The following is a 16,592-nucleotide window of genomic DNA, read 5'->3' on the forward strand; positions in this document are numbered from 1 at the left end:
CAATAGCATGAGAGACTGTTTTATCCAAAAATCTGACAAGAAATTTTTATTGATTAAACATGCTGCCGAACTGGTAACTTGTGCCGGACCGGCCCCCAAAGCGGGGGCGGCCATGGCAGAAATGGGAATTATTACAGATGGAGCCTTGCTGGCACAAGACGGCAAAATTATCTGGGTAGGCAAGACCGATGAGTTGCCGGAAGTGGACCAGGCTCAGTGCGAGATAGTGGACGCTGCCGGCAGGTGTGTATTACCCGGATTTGTTGATTCCCATACGCACTTGGTATTTGGGGGCTATCGTGCTGACGAGTTTTTCTGGCGGCTGGGCGGTTTGCCGTACCTGGAGATTCTTGAGCGTGGCGGCGGTATTTTGAACACGGTTAAGGCTACCAGGCAAGCCACCAAGGAAGAACTGAAGGCTTTGGGCAGGCAGCGTCTGGATGCCATGCTGGCTATGGGTGTCACTACCGTTGAGGGCAAGAGCGGTTATGGTCTGGACTCTGAAACAGAACTGCGGCAACTGGCAGTCATGGATGAGCTGAACCGGGAACATCCGGTGGACGTTGTGCCGACTTTTATGGGGGCTCATGCGATACCGCCTGATTATAAAGGGCGAACCGATGAGTATGTGGATTTTATCATTGATGAGGTGCTGCCGGCTGTTGCCGAGCAGGGAGTAGCCGTTTTCTGTGATGTATTCTGTGAAAAAGGCATATTTTCGATAGAACAGTCGCGGCGTATTCTGACAGCCGCCAAAGCCCTGGGACTCAAGGCTAAATTGCATGCCGATGAGATTGTTTCTTTGGGCGGAGCTGAACTGGCAGCCGAGCTTGGGGCTTGTTCGGCCGACCATCTGCTGCAGGCTTCTGATGCCGGGATTAGCGCTTTGGGAACCAGTGGAACAGTGGCTACTATTTTGCCGATGACAGCATTTTGCCTTAGGGAACCGTATGCCCGGGCGCGGACAATGATTGACAGCGGTACCGCGGTGGCCTTGGCGACCGACTACAATCCGGGCAGCTGCTTTAGTCATTCTATTCCGCTGGTAGCCGCGCTTGCGGCAACTCAGCTTGGTATGACAGCGGCAGAGATAGTCAATGCATTGACAATCAATGGCGCTGCTGCCGTAGGAGCGGCCCACCGGGTAGGCAGTTTAGAGGTAGGCAAGGAGGCAGATCTGGTTCTCTTAGAGTATCCGTCACACCAGTTTTTAGTCTATCATGCCGGTATGAACATTGTGAGTAAAGTAATAAAGCACGGAAAAGTTGTATGGGATAAGACCTGTTAACCATCAGAATAATGGACTTGCTTTTAGCTGTGAATTTTTCGCGGAATGCAGAATCATTCACACTAAGGGCAAGTCCTCTTTTTTTCCAAAGCAAGTATATTTGAGGTTAGATACAAAAGTTTAGTGACCCTATTTCAAGAGAACGCAATTTATCAGGATGAGTCGTTTAAATAGTCAGCTGGCACCTAACCTTCAGATGGGGGTTAAAACCCTGTCTGAAGGTGTTGACGTTATATCGACGATTGTAGTTTATTATAAAAGTATATTCGTAATCTTCGTAATCTGGGGAATCATTTGGCGATACCAAAACGGCAACTTCAGAATCAAAGGATCCCAGTATTATTACTATTCCACTACGATAAAACCTTAAGATTAAGGTCTTATCAAATGTATTCTATTCGAAAGGAGAGGCTTCCGTAGGGAAGAGAGAGGGCAAGCTGCCCAAGGCCAGCGAATTAATACGGCATTAGTCGGGAGGGAAGGTAAGAATGAATACTATGGAAAAAGCAGTAAATGCAAATCTTAAAGCCAATAATACAGCTAATATGTTGAAGTTTTTAGTTTATAGTGCAGTTGGAATATTCATGTTTTTTATAACCATAACTATAAACGGCAAGGAAACTATCCCAATAGACCATCTGGTTAATGCAATAAAAGGCTTATCGCCGGAAGGTGTTAGAATTTATGGCCTGGTAATTATTGTTTTAGGCGGATTATATCCTTTTTATACAAAAACATGGAATAAAACTAAGGTAGCAATAGTATTTTCTGTGCTTAAGCTATTAGGTATCATAATTGGATTTATGGCCTTTTTCAAGATTGGACCCGCTTGGTTGTTTGAGAAGGATATGATTCCATTTTTATTCAATGCATTGGTTCTTTCAGTGGGAGTAATTGTGCCTTTAGGTTCGGTCTTTTTGGCATTTTTAGTTGGCTATGGTCTAATGGAATTTATTGGTGCCTTGGTAAAGCCAATTATGAAACCTATCTGGAAAACACCGGGGCGTTCGGCTGTTGATGCTGTTGCTTCTTTTGTAGGCAGTTATTCACTTGCTCTGTTAATTACCAATAGGGTATATAAAGAAGGAAAATACACAACTAAAGAAGCGGCGATCATTGCTACAGGGTTTTCCACCGTATCGGCAACCTTTATGATTATCGTTGCAAAAACCTTAGGCATCATGCATTTGTGGAATGAGTATTTTTGGATAACACTGGTAATTACTTTTATCGTCACTGCCATTACTGCCAGAATAAGACCGTTGAGCACGAAACCTGATGAGTACTATAATAATCAAGAAGGATCTCCGGAGAACTACAACGAGGGAAATCTATTAAAAAGTGCGTGGGCAGCCGGCATGGAAGGTGCTGAAATTTCTGTCCCAATAGGAAAAAACATTATTGATAATTTAAAAGACGGTTTGGTTATGGCGATGGGAATACTGCCGTCAATTATGTCTGTGGGATTAATTGGCTTGATTTTGGCAAAATACACACCTGTATTTGACATAGTGGGGTATGTTTTTTATCCGGTGACGTTATTGCTCCAACTGCCAGAGCCGTTTTTGGCTGCAAAAGCATGTGCAGTCGGCATAGCAGAGATGTTTTTACCGGCATTATTGGTTGCTGGTGCTCCTTTGGTAACCAAATTCGTAATAGCTGTAGTATCAATTTCTGCGATATTGTTTTTCTCGGCGTCAATACCGTGCATATTGTCAACTGAAATACCACTCAGTATACCTGAGATAGTTTTAATATGGTTTCAGAGAACAATACTTACACTAATTATAACAACACCTATTGCATATTGGCTGTTCTGAATACCAAGGTAGCATTTAAGGGATAAAGCCTATCAAAATAGGTATAAGGGACTTGCTCACGCTAAGGGTAAGTCCCTTTTGCCTGCGAACGTTGCCGTAATCAATATGTATGGGGGAGAAGAAATCCCAAATCAATTGACGGGAGGAAGCCGTATGAACCAACTGGAAGCAGCAATTAATTCGGCCGGTCTTTATCAGAAATTAAACACATATGATTGCAGTATTATGATTGCCGACGCAGAGGGGAATGTTGTCCACTTTCTCAATGCGGAGAGTTTTAAACTAAACAATCCTGTCGGTGGCAAGGTGCCAAGTGGTGGCGCTGTTGACGAATGTTTAAGAACTAAACGCAGTGTACATAAGATGCTTCCGTATGAAGTATACGGATTTCATGCCAAGGCGACATGTATGCCGATATTTGAAGCAGGAGAACTGGTTGGAGCCATATCCTGCGCTGTCAGTATGGAAACCCAGCATGCTCTTAATGAGACAGCTCAAACAATAGCATCCACAACCGAGCAATTGTCAGCTACCTCGGGAGAATTGGCCGGGACGGCAACCCGTCTGGCAAGTAACTTGGGGGACATACGCAGCAGTGGGGAACGGGTTCTTGGCGACATACAAAAAACCGACGGTATCTTGCGTTTTGTCAGTGATGTTGCTGCAAACTCAAATTTGCTTGGCCTTAATGCCGCCATCGAAGCAGCACGGGCCGGGGAACATGGCAGAGGCTTTGCGGTGGTGGCCGAGGAAATCCGCAAAATGGCTGTAAATAGTGCTGAGGCAGTAAAAAATATAAAAGGCATACTGCAGAATATACAAAAAGAAACCGACTCATTGGTTAGTACGGTTATTAGTACGGCCGAGGTGGGAGAACGCCAGGCTGCCGCGACTGAGGAAATATCGGCTTCCCTGCAGCAGTTGGTTGCCACAGCCGGTGAGGTTGAGCGAGTCGCAAAATTGCAGAGATAAATGGAGATTTGATTCAGGTGGGGTTTTAATCCCATCTGAATCCTAGTCGGAATTATCCAGGGACTTACTCGCTCGCCTGTGCTCGTAGGGGTATAACTCACGCTTATGGAAGCGGGAGTCTTAGAGCGAGTAGTCATCGGATAAAAACGGTGGGAGTAATATAAAAGCGTTCAGACTAAATAGTCTGAACGCTTTTATATTATATATGGGCAAAGTCTGCAGCACCCGGCTATCAGCCGATAACCTGGCTGGCGGTAGCCAGAAGCTCTTGATGCAGCACTTTATCTTCTTCTATTATTGCTGAAACTTTAGTTTGGGTATTTGCCACAAACTTTTCATCTTTAATGCTGCCTAAATTAATTTTTACGTTATATAGTGCGCCATGGAGACCGGCATGGGCCATTAGTCCGGCAACTGCGGCGTCACTGGCAGCATTGGCGTTGCCTATTTTAAGAACACGTCCGGACATTGCCAGTACCCTTAAACAGCACTCAGCCACACCCAGCGGCAAATCAGCGGCATGCTGCATGGCTTTTTGAATGGCCTCACTTCTGGCGGCCTTCTCGGCATCGGTTGCTTTCGGCAGTTTGTAGGCGGCCATTACCTGATTAAAGGCTTCGGTATCAGCATCAACACAGTTGGTCAGCTTGGCAGACAGCCTGTCTGCTTCTGCAAGGATTGCCTGGATTTCACTTTGAACTTCCGCATATTTGCTATTGTCAACTGTCAAGCGGCATACCATGGCTGTTAAGGCTCCGCCGAGTGCACCGGCTAAGGCCGAGATACTGCCGCCCCCCGGTGCCGGTGAATTGGAACCCAGTTCTTCCAGAAAATCTGTGATTTTCATTTGAATGAGCATGTTTTCGACCCCTTTTTAAATATTCTCTTCAAGCACCTGCTTGCGCTCAAAGCCTTCGAACCGCAGGTAGAAATCGGCTGTGTCAATCAGTGCCTGGAGCGGTATCATACCGACAACCTCGCTGCCGATGACACTGACACCATACCGGGCAGCTTCTGATTTGACGGTTTCGAATACCCGGTGCAGCGGTGTCCCTGTATAGTCTACCATATTAATGGTAACTTGTGCCATGTTTCTGTCTTCAATCATTACTCCCATAGCCCGGCAATATTTGTAGCCGCCTTTAGCTTCACGGATGCTGCCCGCAATTTTTTTTGCAATGTTGACATCACTTGTGCTTAAGTTGATATTATAGGCAATTAAAAACTGCCGTGCGCCGACCACGGTAGCGCCTGCGGTTGGATGCATCCGGGCAGGGCCATAGTCTGGCTGGCGTTCCGGTGAGGTGATAGCTGTCTTCAGGCCTTCGTATTCGCCTTTGCGGACATCAGGCAATTTAACCCGGGCCGGCAGTTTGGCAGCCGCTTCATACAGATATACCGGAATGTCAAGTTTCTCGGCAATTTCCCGGCCTAATTCATTGGCAAGCTCAACACATTCTTCCATGGTAACTTCACTTACCGGAATAAAGGGAATAACATCGGTAGCGCCTACGCGGGGATGTTCTCCCTGATGCTGCTCCATATCAATAAGCTCAGCCGCTTTGGCACAGGCATTGAAAGCGGCAAGCTTGGCTGCCTGCGGTTCGCCGACAAAAGTAACTACCGTGCGGTTATGGCTGGCGTCTGAGTTAACGTTTAAAAGCGAAACCCCCGCAACTTTTTTTACTTCCTCAACAATAGCTGCTATTACCTCAGGACGGCGTCCTTCACTAAAATTAGGTACACATTCAACAAGTTTGCTCATTTTGCTATTCTCCTTATAATAAATTTTTTTATTTACTATATATTTGCCACCACTATGTATAATAAACCAGCAGGCGTCAAGAGAACGTCAAATTTTCTACAGACAAGGAGCTATCACTCACCGGGCCAGCCCCTTTAACCGGCAGATGGTGTCAATCACCGAGAAAACAAGGATTTTCGCAAGGCTGGCTGTTGCATGATCTCGGTCAAAACGGGGTGAAACCTCGGCAATATCAAAACCTACTACTTTATTTGTACGGATAATGTGCTTGATATAACGTAACACATCCTCCGGATGCAATCCTAAAGGCTGGGCGGCGCTGACGCCGGGGGCAAAAGCCGAAGAAAAGACATCAGCACATATGGTCAGATAAATATTTTCATTTGCCTGGGTAAAGTCATCTAATTTATCTAATACATGTTCATCTTTGCGGGAATTAATGTCGCCGGCAAGCACATGGGTAACCCCTAGGCGTTCGGCTGTTTTAAAAAGCTCCAGAGTATTACTGGTGCGTTGAATGCCCATGCATAAATAATTGAATTTTTGCCCCTGGCTTAAGGCCTCCTCGGCAATTTGCCTGAACATAGTGCCGGAACTGCCTTCCTGGTGTACGGGACGAAGGTCAAAATGGGCGTCAAAGTTTATTACACTCACATTGGGCTTGTCGTGGGATTGATTTAAAAATTTCACATGCCCATTGTAGTGTCCTAAAGCCACCTCATGTCCGCCGCCAAGAACAATAGGGAACAGGCCAGCGCTGCGGATGCGACAAACGGCATTGGCAAGTGCAGCCTGACTGGCAGCCAAATTGCCATCCTCACACAGGATATTGCCGGCATCCACCAGCATAACCTCAGGGGAAAATGAGCACGGTAAATTGGCAAGCTCCCTGCGAATGCTTGCAGGACCCATGGCAGCGCCTTCACGGCCTTTATTGCGTCTGATACCCTCATCGCAGCAAAACCCCACTAGCGCAAATCCCTGCTTATTGCATGCCAACAGGGTATCCTCTTCTAAATCCCAGCCCCGTATCCACTGATGCCATCTAAATGCATCATAGTTGTCAAAACTGTCGGTGCGGCCTTGCCATATACTCATATCGGTTGCCAGATATCTATCATCGAACATTATCATCAAACCTTTCAGTAATAATAGAACCCCGACAGGATTACAATATATTTTACCGTTGTCAGCGTCAATGAATCGCCAAAACAAAACTAAGAGGCAGAAGTTCTGCCTCTTAGAGTATCGCCGCAAGTGGGCTTTCCGGCTATTGCGCCGGTTTGCCGTCTTTTGCTTTTTATGGCATCTGTCAGCTTATTGCTGAGGGCGTTTGGTTAGGTACTGGAGTGTGGCATCATGATACGGCCAGATCGCATCCTCCATTCCTTTGTCTGGTGCTGCGGTTAAGGTAAGCAGGCTGGAGGTTTCTGACTGTACAGCCACCCATTGTTTTTTTGCTTTGACAAAGGTTATTTCTGTTTTGCTGATGCTGCTGCCCAATTTGCCGGGCTCGACAGCTGTAATTCCGTTTACGGTTAAGCCGTCATTTTTCACAATAATGACAGCGTCTACCTTTTTCTGGATTTTTTTGACGATGTCATTAATGGCTTTATCGCGATCGGTAAAGGTAAGCCCGTCAACCTGATTGGCATAAGGGCTGATGGTTGAACCGCCGATAATGGCGATGCGGAGTTTTTCCTTTTTCTTGCCTTGGCTTACTTCAAACTCTTTGATGGTATAAGGCTTAATAGCCGGTAAGGTGTTGTTTTTGTCTGAAAAATGGGCGTTAGCTGATAACATCGGGAATTTTGCTATTGCCAGTGATTTGGACAGGTAAGCCTGACCATAGGCCAATTCGCCTTCACCAAGCGTTACGGCATCATAGCCAAGATAGTTGTACATGGCAGTCATCGGGGGCGGCAGGGGCAGCGGATCGCTTGCAAAATAGCTGGTTAAGGATGAGCCGGACAGCATGTTGCCTCCGTCCACCAACAGCACGTTCGGATTACTCTGGCGTTCTTTTTTCACCAGGCTGGAAATCCGTACAAGCCCAAAATCGGTTTTCCGGGAAAGGTCATAATTCCAATTCATAAGATGGCCGTTAACTCCGGCTGTGGCCAGTACGGTGATTTTTACAGGCACAAGCGACGTGGGGGCCTTTTCTTTCGGTGCCGCCAGCGCCATGCCCGGCAGGCACCAGATGATAGCCAGCGCCAAGGCTGCCAGGCGTACTAGTTGGTTATAAAATTTTTGCAAAATTATCCCTCCAAAGCTATTTGTTCATTGATTTAAAAATAATTTCGCCGCATATGCAGTTTTTTCCTGTTGCTATAGTGATGGTAATGCAAAAAATACCGTCAAGGCATGCTGGAGTATACATGGCTGTTCTCTTGGGAAATAATAATTGTAGATTTTGTACTATCATAACCCCAAGCTTGCAGCTAACATTATTGCGCTGGATTCATAGGGTACTCTTACCTGTCTATTGCGAGGACAACTCATGGTCTATATAATTGCTGCGCTGATGGCCAGCCTGAGCTTTTTACTTAACCGGCTGTTCCTGCGGTATATCGGACCGGTCACCGTTATTAGCCTGGGACCGGTTGCGGAGGAAGCTGCCAAAACGCTGCTGGCCTATTATCTGGGGGCTGAGCTTATTGCTGTGCATGTGATATTTGGTGCTATTGAGGCAGTATATGACTGGTACCAGGAAGGCGGTGGGCTGGCGGCACCGGCGCTGAGCCTTGCCGGCCACAGTTTGTTTGGAGTGGCTACTGCCGGTGTTCTGGCCATGACAGGCACTGTCTGGCTGGGGCTGGCCGCAGGCATTGTACTGCATCTTGTCTACAATGTTGCTGTTATCCGGCTGTTGGCTGAACGTGCCGGCAAAAATTCAAGAAAGAGGGATAACCCATGAAAATTTTTTATACTTGTGAATATTGTAATGAACCTATCGATACATTAGAAGTAGATCAAGTAGATGAAGCCAAGTTTGGGTTTGATTGCTTGACTGCCCAGGAACGCCAGGATATAATTAAGATTGATGCTGCGCAAAATGCTATGTATGTAAAATCGTTGTGTGATTCCTGTATTGCCGCCATGGGTTTGGAGGATACCATCGGACTGGGCATGACGACGACTGCCAATAAAAGCTATATTCATTAATGAATAAATAGCTTTTGCAAAAACATAAATATGTAAGGGCTTTAGCCTAGGCTAAAGCCCTTTTGAAATCCAATAAAAAAATTATCCAATGACTAACCTGCTCTAAGACTCCCGCTTCTGCAAGCGGGAGTTATACCCCTACGGGCACAGGCGAGCGGTTAAGTCCCCGGATAATTCCGACTAAGATTCAAATGGGGCTAAAACTCTATCTGAATCAAGTCTCCATTTATGGGATAACTACCATCAATGAGGTTTTTAGTATGGGAGAGAAAACGATGCTGACGTTATTTGCATCTTTATATGAGGATAAGGCGCTAAGGCAGGCGCAGGCGGCATTTACGGCGGAAAATGCTCAGAGTCTGCTATATGGCGTCACCGGTTCGCAAAAAAGTGTGCTGATAGCGGCCGCCTTTCAGGCTGCAGTCCGGCCGACCATTATTATAACCGCCGGTCATGAAGCCGCAGAAACCTTCCGAACCGATTTTGCCGCGCTGTTGCCTGAGGTGCCGGTAGTCGAGCTACCGGCTGCAGATATTGTAACCTTTGCGGCAGCTGCCAAAAGTGTTGAGTTGGCAGCCAAACGTATGGATGTTTTGAACCGTATGGTACGGGGAGAAAAAATCATTGTTCTGGCTACCGCCGAAGCCGCCATGCAAAAGGTTATACCCAAACAGGAGTTTTTAAACAGCCGTCTTACGATCAGTAGCGGCGACCTCATTAACCGGGAGGAACTGATTCATTCGCTGGTGGAGTTTGGTTATGAGCGGGTGGATCAAGTGGACGGTGCCGCACAGTTTAGCATCCGCGGCGGGATTATTGATATTTTTGCTGTTAACCGGAGTCTGCCGCTCCGGCTTGAGTTATTTGGGGACGAAATAGATTCTCTGCGTGAATTTGAACCTGTCAGCCAGCGTTCGGTACAGGATCTGGAACTGGCCGACATCATGCCATTAACCGAACAGGAGCTAAGCGGCAAACCGGCCGTGTTTGTCTCCTATCTGCCGGCAGGGGCCACTATTGTGCTGGACGAACCGGCGCGGCTCAGGGAGCAGATGGCCAAACTGGTTAAGGAAAACCCGGATATTAAACGCCGGGTAGTGGGCTGGACTGAATTCGCCGCTGCCTGCCAGGCCTATAATGCCGTATATTTGTCGCTGTTGCTGCAAAAAATCCCTAACACCCAGCCAACAGAGATTATCAGCATAACAGCCAAAGGCATTGCCCCGTTTCATCGTCAGATTGATATGCTAATTGACGAAATCAAAGGCTGGCAGGATAAGAAATACAGTATTGCTTTATTTATGCCCAGTCAGGATAAGGCCGCCAATATCCAGCAGAACCTGACCCAAGAGGGGATTACCACTATTATAGCGCCGCCGGGTCCCATGCCGCTGATTCCGGGCGCTGTTGTTGTATCAACAGGTACGCTGTCAGGCGGCTTTGAATTACCCCAGGCCAGGCTGGTGGTGCTGACCGAGCTTGATATTTTCGGACGGCAGAAGCGCAGACGCCGGCCCCGGGTGGGGAAAGACCAGCAGATTAATTATTTTCGTGATATTAACCTTGGCGACTATGTGGTGCATGTCAATCACGGTATTGGCAAATACGTCGGGGTTGAGACGCTCGAAGTGGGCGGCGTACATAAGGATTATCTCTACATTCGCTATGCCGGTGATGACAAACTGTATGTGCCGACAGACCAGGTGGGGCTGTTGCAGAAATACATTGGCGCCGAGGGTGAGGTGCCGCGTCTCAGCAAAATGGGCGGCAGCGACTGGCTAAAGGTCAAGACCAAGGCCAAAGCCGCCGTGGCCGATATGGCCAAAGAGCTGATCGAACTTTACGCCCAGCGTCAATTGCAGGTGGGGCATGCTTTTCAGCCGGATACTCCCTGGCAAGGGGAGTTTGAGGATACCTTCCCTTATGAGGAGACACCAGACCAACTGCAAGCCATTGCTGAAGTCAAACACGATATGGAACAGCCGCGGCCGATGGATCGCCTGTTATGCGGCGATGTCGGCTTTGGCAAGACTGAGGTGGCCATACGCGCCGCCTTTAAGGCTGTTATGGGCGGAAAACAGGTAGCCGTCCTGGTGCCGACAACCGTGCTTGCCCAGCAGCATTATCAGACCTTCAGCGCCCGCTTTGCCGAGTTTGGCACAAGCGTTGATGTTGTCAGCCGTTTTCGCAGTGCCAGAGAACAAAAGGCCACCTTGCAAAAACTGGCTCTTGGCCAGGTGGATGTGCTTATCGGCACCCATCGTATTTTGCAGTCCGATGTGGTGTTTAAAGATTTAGGGCTCTTAATTGTGGATGAAGAACAACGGTTTGGTGTTGCCCAAAAGGAAAAGATGAAACGCTGGCGGGCCAATCTGGATGTGCTTACCTTAAGTGCCACGCCCATCCCGCGCACTCTCCATATGTCGCTGGTAGGTGCACGGGATATGAGCATTATTGAAACTCCGCCGGAAGAGCGTTTTCCGGTGCAAAGCTATGTTGTCGAATATAATGAGGAAATTATCCGTGAGGCTATCGTCCGGGAACTGAAGCGCGGCGGACAGGTATATTTTGTCTATAACCGGGTGCAGACTATTGATAAAGTACGCCAGCGGCTAAGCGAAATTCTGCCAGATGCCACGATTAAAACAGCGCACGGCCAAATGCCGGAAGAGCTGTTGGAACAGGTTATGCTTGACTTTTACGAAGGCCGGGACGATGTCCTGATTTGCACCAGTATTATTGAAAACGGTTTGGATGTACCGAATGCCAATACGATTATTATCTATGATGCCGATCATTTTGGCCTGTCCCAATTGTATCAAATGCGCGGGCGGGTTGGCCGCTCGCACCGGATGGCTTATGCTTACTTTACTTACCGGCGGGACAAAGTGCTCACAGAGGTTGCCGAAAAACGGCTGCAGGCCATCAAAGAGTTTGCCGAACTGGGTTCAGGTTTTAAAATTGCCATGCGGGATCTGGAGATTAGAGGCGCAGGCAATATTTTGGGCCGTGAACAGCACGGGCATATTGTCAGCGTTGGTTTTGAAATGTATTGCCGTTTGCTGGATGAGGCGGTCGCAGAACTCAAAACCGGCAAGGTGTTTGTCCCGCCGCCGGAGCCAACCATTGAACTTAATATCGATGCCTATCTGACCGGCGACTATATCGGTGATGCCATGCATAAAATTGAAATATACCAGCGTATTGCCGCCGTGCGTCAGGAGTCGCATTTGACGGAACTGATTGATGAGCTGATTGACCGCTTTGGCGAGCCGTCGCTGCCGGTAAGCAATTTACTTGCTGTCGCCAGGATTAAGAACCTGGCCCGGCGGCTCGGGGTTCGCTCCATTGCTGAGCAAAATAACCGGGTGGAGATTACCTTTGGTGATAATCCACAGATAGCTGAGGATGGTCTAGTGAGTGCCAAAAATCTTTTTCCCGGCAAACTGGCCTTCCTGCCCGGCCCGCCTGAAACCATGCGTCTGTCTACTTCCCGCCTTACCGTGGCTATCCCGGATGCGCTGATCAAATTATTTTCCACTTTGGCTGGCTTGGATTATGTAAAAAAATGTTAATTTATCTCTTGTAAGTGACCCAGAAAAATGAATAAAACCTATTGGCCGGATATATACTACTATCAATGAAGGATTAAGTATTTGCCAGTGAATGTGTTTGTTTGGCTTCGATTTGTCTGTTGCAATTGTTTCCGTATTACACTAGTTGACGTAAGCTGCAGAAAGGGGGATATTGGTGAAAGCAACCGGAATTGTACGCAGAATTGATGATTTAGGCCGGGTTGTAATACCAAAAGAAATCAGACGAACCTTAAGAATTCGCGAAGGGGATCCACTCGAGATATATGTTGATCGTGAGGGTGAGGTAATTCTAAAAAAATACTCTCCTGTCGGTGAACTGGGGGATTTTGCCAAAGAATATGCGGATTCACTATTTGAAGCCATTGGTCACATTGTACTCATTGCTGACCGCGATAACGTCGTAGCTGTTGCCGGGGCTTCCAAAAAGGAGTTTTTAAACAAACCCCTTGGGCCGGCTGTTGAGAAGGTAATGGAAGAGCGCAAAACCGTTCTTATTACCAATCCAGGCGAGTATAAGCATTGTAAAGGCTGCGCATCTCAATGTGAGGATGATCAACCCTGCAAATTCACAGTAGAGGTCATTGCCCCTATTATTGTTGAAGGTGATGCCATCGGTGCTGTTCTAATCTGTTCCAAAGAGCCTGGCGCACAAATGGCGGACATGGAGGTTAAATTAGCCGAAACAGCCGCAGGCTTCCTGGCAAAACAAATGGCTCAATAATATTACACACCATTACATGGCGTAAGTAGCGGACAATAACAATTCTGTTAAGTTCGCTACTTTTATATTATTTTTTACCTGTTACATTTCTGTTTTATTGGTAGTGAGATTTTGCTATAATAGTAAAAGTGGCCAATTAGGCAAAATTTGGAGAGGACTGACTCGGTTGAGTAAAGATACATTTTTAAAAGGCGCATTTATCCTGACTGTGGCCGGTATTATTGTAAAAATTATCGGTTCAGTTAACCGCATTCTGCTGTCCCGGCTGTTGGGCGGCGAAGGGATAGGCCTGTATCAGATGGCGTATCCTATTTACTTATTGGCACTCAGCGTTTCTTCGGCCGGCATACCGGTGGCTATTTCCATTATTGTGGCTGAAAAAATCGCTTTGAGTGATTATCGCGGTGCCAACCGCGTATTTCGTATTTCGCTGGGCGTACTGGCGGCTACCGGTCTTTTATTTACCTTTCTCCTATACTTTGGCGCCGGCTGGCTGATAGAACATCATTTTGTCCGTGATCCCCGGGCTTATTATGCTATCGCGGCGCTGGCCCCTGCTATCTTTTTTGTCACGGTATTGTCAAGCTACCGTGGTTATTTCCAGGGGCTGCAAATGATGACACCGACTGCTGTTTCCCAGATTTTCGAGCAGTTGCTCCGGGTTATTACCATGATTGCTTTTGCCTATATCCTGTTGCCGCACGGTCTCGAGTTTGCCGCTGCCGGCGCCAGTTTCGGAGCCGGTCCGGGGGCTGCTGCCGGTCTTTTGGTGCTCTTGTATTTTTATTGGAAACACAAGCCTGGCTTTAAACATCAGATGGAGACCCAGCCGCAAATTATCCAGGAAACCAGTGTCAGTATTATCAGCCGGATTGTAAAACTGGCACTGCCGGTATCGCTGGCCAATATCATGCTGCCGGTGGTGGCCAGCATTGATCTCTTAATTGTTCCTGCCCGGCTGGAAGTAGCCGGTTATTCTGTCGAGCAGGCCACCGAACTGTTTGGCTATTTGACCGGGATGGCAGTACCGCTGGTTAATCTGGCGACAATTTTAACAGCTTCCCTGGCCGCCAGCCTGGTGCCGGCGGTGTCGGAGGCCTTCACGCTCGGCAATAAGCAACTGATTTATCAGCGTACGGCGACGGCTATGCGTATTTCAAATATGATTACCATTCCCAGTTTTATTGGTATGGGCCTATTAGCCACGCCTATTTCACTGATGCTTTACGGTACACCTAATGCCGGTACCTCTATTGCCATTCTGTCGATAGGTATTTTCCTGCTGGGTGTCCACCAGGTAACCACCGGTGTACTGCAGGGCTTGGGACATACCGCTATTCCGGTTATTAATATGGCGCTTTCGGCTGTGGTCAAGGTTATTATGAGCTGGCTGCTTACCGCGATGCCTGCACTGGGCATCATGGGGGCTGCCTGGGCTACGGTGGCCGATTTTGGTGTGGCGGCGCTCCTAAATATGTTTTTTGTATACCGCTATACCGGTTTCAGTCTGGATATCAAGGATACGGTTAAGGCCATTGCGGCCTCAGCCGTCATGGGGGCTGTCGTATTGCTGGCCTATGATGCTCTGATGAGCTATACTCTTCGCAATACGGTGGCTACTATCGGGGCGATTGCAGCCGGCGGCACTGTGTTTGGTACTGTGTTTCTGCTGGTCGGCGGGGTGCAGGCCCGTGATATTGAGCAACTGCCCCGTATCGGAGAGCCGCTGGCAGCTCTTTTGATTAAATTACGATTGTTGAGGCGATAATATGGGAGTTACGATTGTTGGCCTGGGGCCTGGCAGCTTTAAACACATAACTCTGGAAACTTGGGATATCCTAACAGGTGCAGGCACATTGCTGCTGCGTACAGAAAAACACCCTTGTGTGGAGGTGCTTAAAGCCAGGGGTCTTGGATTTACTGCTTTTGACCATCTGTATGAGCAGGCTGAGGATTTCGCCAGCCTTTACCGGCAAATAGCCGACAAGGTAATTGCTGAGGCCAGGCGGGGTGAGAAAATTGTTTATGCCGTGCCCGGCAGCCCATTGGTGGCGGAAAAAACGGTAGAGCTAATCAGTTCCCAGGCGAAAGCCGCCGGTATCAGCCTTACCATTATTCCGGCTATGAGTTTTCTGGAAGTGCTGTACACCAGGCTGGGAGTTGACCCGATTACCGGTGTAACTATTGTGGATGCCGCGGATTTAGCCGCGCTGCCGCCCGATCTTGCCACCGGTCTGATCATTACGCAGGTGTACAGCCGTCAGGTAGCCTCAGAGGCTAAACTGACGCTGATGGATTATTTCGGGGATGAGTACCAGGTGACGGTTGTCCGCAATTTAGGCTTGCCTGATGAGGAAATTGTCAAAGTTATGCTGTTTGAGCTTGACCGTTTGCCGGTTATTGACCATCTTACCAGTGTGTATGTGCCGCCGCGTCAGGCCAGAAGCAAGGTTTTTTCCCTTGATCCGGTGGTTGATGTCATGGCGCGCCTGCGTTCGCCTGGCGGTTGTGTCTGGGACATTGAGCAGACCCATTTGAGTTTGCGCCGCTATATTGTCGAGGAAGTTTATGAGGTGCTGGAGGCCATTGAACTGGCCGATGGGGTCAAGTTATGCGAAGAACTCGGCGACTTACTGCTCCAAATTGTTTTCCATGCCCGTGTTGCCGAAGAAAGCGGTGGGTTCACCATGCAGGATGTGGTGGATACGGTGACGGAAAAGATGGTTCGTCGTCATCCCCATGTATTTGGTGAAATTACTGTGAGGGATGCTGCCGAGGTTGTCGTCAACTGGGACAAAATTAAAAAGCGGGAGAAGGCCGGGGAGCGAACTAACGTGCTTGACGGTATCCCGATTGGTCTGCCCAGCCTGATGGCTGCTTTCAAATTGCAGGCCAAAGCCGCCAAAGTCGGTTTTGACTGGGCAGATATTGGCCCGGTGTGGGACAAGGTGGCCGAGGAGCTCTCAGAATTGAGGGAAGCAGTAGCCTTGCCTGAACCTCGGCGCAGTCAACGGGCCGAAGACGAATTGGGCGATGTCCTGTTTGCTGTTGTTAACCTGGCCCGGTTTATGGGGATTGAGCCGGAAACGGCGCTAAACGCTGCCAACAATAAATTCCGCCGGCGGTTCAGCCACATTGAAGCGGCACTTGCAGCCCAAAATCGCCGCTGGGAAGACATGGATTTGGCCGGATTGGATGTTTTATGGGAGGAAGCTAAAGAAAAAGAAGCAAAAGAATGAGTTTTTTTACCATTTTTTTTATT

The 16,592-nt window shown here is 48.1% G+C and carries 13 protein-coding genes; 9 read left to right on the forward strand and 4 right to left on the reverse strand.

Annotated features, from left to right (window positions below; all coding sequences use genetic code 11):
* Positions 1-7 precede the first annotated feature (7 nt).
* The 3 genes from hutI to GT1_RS22645 all read left to right on the forward strand — a co-directional run bounded on the left by hutI (position 8) and on the right by GT1_RS22645 (position 4,080).
* Positions 8-1,288 (forward strand): imidazolonepropionase, encoded by a 1,281-nt coding sequence (hutI, locus tag GT1_RS09250; RefSeq protein WP_188398465.1) that lies wholly within the window; start codon positions 8-10, stop codon positions 1,286-1,288.
* A gap of 488 nt (positions 1,289-1,776) precedes the next feature.
* Positions 1,777-3,108 carry a YjiH family protein gene (locus GT1_RS09255; protein ID WP_075752577.1) on the forward strand — a complete coding sequence of 444 codons (1,332 nt, stop codon included), beginning with the start codon at positions 1,777-1,779 and terminating at the stop codon, positions 3,106-3,108.
* Between the two features lie 153 nt (positions 3,109-3,261).
* Positions 3,262-4,080, forward strand: a complete 819-nt coding sequence (locus GT1_RS22645) for a methyl-accepting chemotaxis protein (protein ID WP_188398466.1) — start codon at positions 3,262-3,264, stop codon at positions 4,078-4,080.
* A 232-nt stretch (positions 4,081-4,312) separates the two neighbouring features.
* On the opposite strand, the gene GT1_RS09265 is transcribed toward GT1_RS22645, so the two are convergent.
* The 4 genes from GT1_RS09265 to GT1_RS09280 form a co-directional block, all read right to left on the reverse strand.
* The gene (locus tag GT1_RS09265) at positions 4,313-4,939 is read right to left on the reverse strand and encodes a cyclodeaminase/cyclohydrolase family protein (RefSeq protein ID WP_188398467.1); all 627 of its coding nucleotides are present in this window, start codon (positions 4,937-4,939) and stop codon (positions 4,313-4,315) included.
* A gap of 15 nt (positions 4,940-4,954) precedes the next feature.
* On the reverse strand, positions 4,955-5,845 hold the full coding sequence (gene ftcD, locus GT1_RS09270; protein WP_188398468.1) for a glutamate formimidoyltransferase: 891 nt from the start codon (positions 5,843-5,845) through the stop codon (positions 4,955-4,957).
* Positions 5,846-5,962: 117 nt separating this feature from the next.
* Positions 5,963-6,973, reverse strand: a complete 1,011-nt coding sequence (gene hutG / locus GT1_RS09275; protein WP_188398469.1) for a formimidoylglutamase — start codon at positions 6,971-6,973, stop codon at positions 5,963-5,965.
* Between the two features lie 189 nt (positions 6,974-7,162).
* Positions 7,163-8,104 (reverse strand): hypothetical protein, encoded by a 942-nt coding sequence (locus GT1_RS09280; RefSeq protein WP_188398470.1) that lies wholly within the window; start codon positions 8,102-8,104, stop codon positions 7,163-7,165.
* Between the two features lie 244 nt (positions 8,105-8,348).
* Between GT1_RS09280 and GT1_RS09285 the strand changes: the two genes are divergently transcribed.
* From GT1_RS09285 to mazG, 6 genes are all read left to right on the forward strand, one after another.
* Positions 8,349-8,765, forward strand: a complete 417-nt coding sequence (locus GT1_RS09285) for a hypothetical protein (RefSeq protein WP_188398471.1) — start codon at positions 8,349-8,351, stop codon at positions 8,763-8,765.
* Positions 8,762-9,013: an anti-sigma-F factor Fin gene (locus GT1_RS09290; protein WP_188398472.1), complete on the forward strand. Its 252-nt coding sequence runs from the start codon at positions 8,762-8,764 to the stop codon at positions 9,011-9,013. Before GT1_RS09285 ends, GT1_RS09290 begins: the two co-directional genes overlap by 4 nt.
* 275 nt (positions 9,014-9,288) lie before the next feature.
* The gene (mfd, locus tag GT1_RS09295) at positions 9,289-12,588 is read left to right on the forward strand and encodes a transcription-repair coupling factor (RefSeq protein ID WP_188398513.1); all 3,300 of its coding nucleotides are present in this window, start codon (positions 9,289-9,291) and stop codon (positions 12,586-12,588) included.
* A 175-nt stretch (positions 12,589-12,763) separates the two neighbouring features.
* Positions 12,764-13,330, forward strand: coding sequence for a stage V sporulation protein T (spoVT, locus tag GT1_RS09300; protein ID WP_075752594.1), 567 nt, complete (start codon positions 12,764-12,766; stop codon positions 13,328-13,330).
* Between the two features lie 166 nt (positions 13,331-13,496).
* The gene (locus tag GT1_RS09305; RefSeq protein WP_188398473.1) at positions 13,497-15,098 is read left to right on the forward strand and encodes a polysaccharide biosynthesis protein; all 1,602 of its coding nucleotides are present in this window, start codon (positions 13,497-13,499) and stop codon (positions 15,096-15,098) included.
* A gap of 1 nt (position 15,099) precedes the next feature.
* Positions 15,100-16,569, forward strand: coding sequence for a nucleoside triphosphate pyrophosphohydrolase (mazG, locus tag GT1_RS09310; RefSeq protein WP_075752598.1), 1,470 nt, complete (start codon positions 15,100-15,102; stop codon positions 16,567-16,569).
* Positions 16,570-16,592 lie beyond the last annotated feature (23 nt).

The sequence above is a fragment of the Sporomusa sp. GT1 genome, from assembly GCF_014634905.1.
GTDB classification, from domain to species: Bacteria; Bacillota; Negativicutes; order Sporomusales; family Sporomusaceae; genus Sporomusa; species Sporomusa sphaeroides.

What these genes read in the sequence shown, in the direction of transcription:
- mazG (WP_075752598.1), top strand. Translation starts at nt 15,100, where the DNA reads ATGGGAGTTACGATTGTTGGCCTGGGGCCTGGCAGCTTTAAACACATA.
- GT1_RS22645 (WP_188398466.1), top strand. Translation starts at nt 3,262, where the DNA reads ATGAACCAACTGGAAGCAGCAATTAATTCGGCCGGTCTTTATCAGAAA.
- ftcD (WP_188398468.1), bottom strand. Translation starts at nt 5,845, where the DNA reads ATGAGCAAACTTGTTGAATGTGTACCTAATTTTAGTGAAGGACGCCGT.
- hutI (WP_188398465.1), top strand. Translation starts at nt 8, where the DNA reads ATGAGAGACTGTTTTATCCAAAAATCTGACAAGAAATTTTTATTGATT.
- GT1_RS09285 (WP_188398471.1), top strand. Translation starts at nt 8,349, where the DNA reads ATGGTCTATATAATTGCTGCGCTGATGGCCAGCCTGAGCTTTTTACTT.
- GT1_RS09255 (WP_075752577.1), top strand. Translation starts at nt 1,777, where the DNA reads ATGAATACTATGGAAAAAGCAGTAAATGCAAATCTTAAAGCCAATAAT.
- hutG (WP_188398469.1), bottom strand. Translation starts at nt 6,973, where the DNA reads ATGTTCGATGATAGATATCTGGCAACCGATATGAGTATATGGCAAGGC.
- mfd (WP_188398513.1), top strand. Translation starts at nt 9,289, where the DNA reads ATGCTGACGTTATTTGCATCTTTATATGAGGATAAGGCGCTAAGGCAG.
- GT1_RS09290 (WP_188398472.1), top strand. Translation starts at nt 8,762, where the DNA reads ATGAAAATTTTTTATACTTGTGAATATTGTAATGAACCTATCGATACA.
- GT1_RS09265 (WP_188398467.1), bottom strand. Translation starts at nt 4,939, where the DNA reads ATGCTCATTCAAATGAAAATCACAGATTTTCTGGAAGAACTGGGTTCC.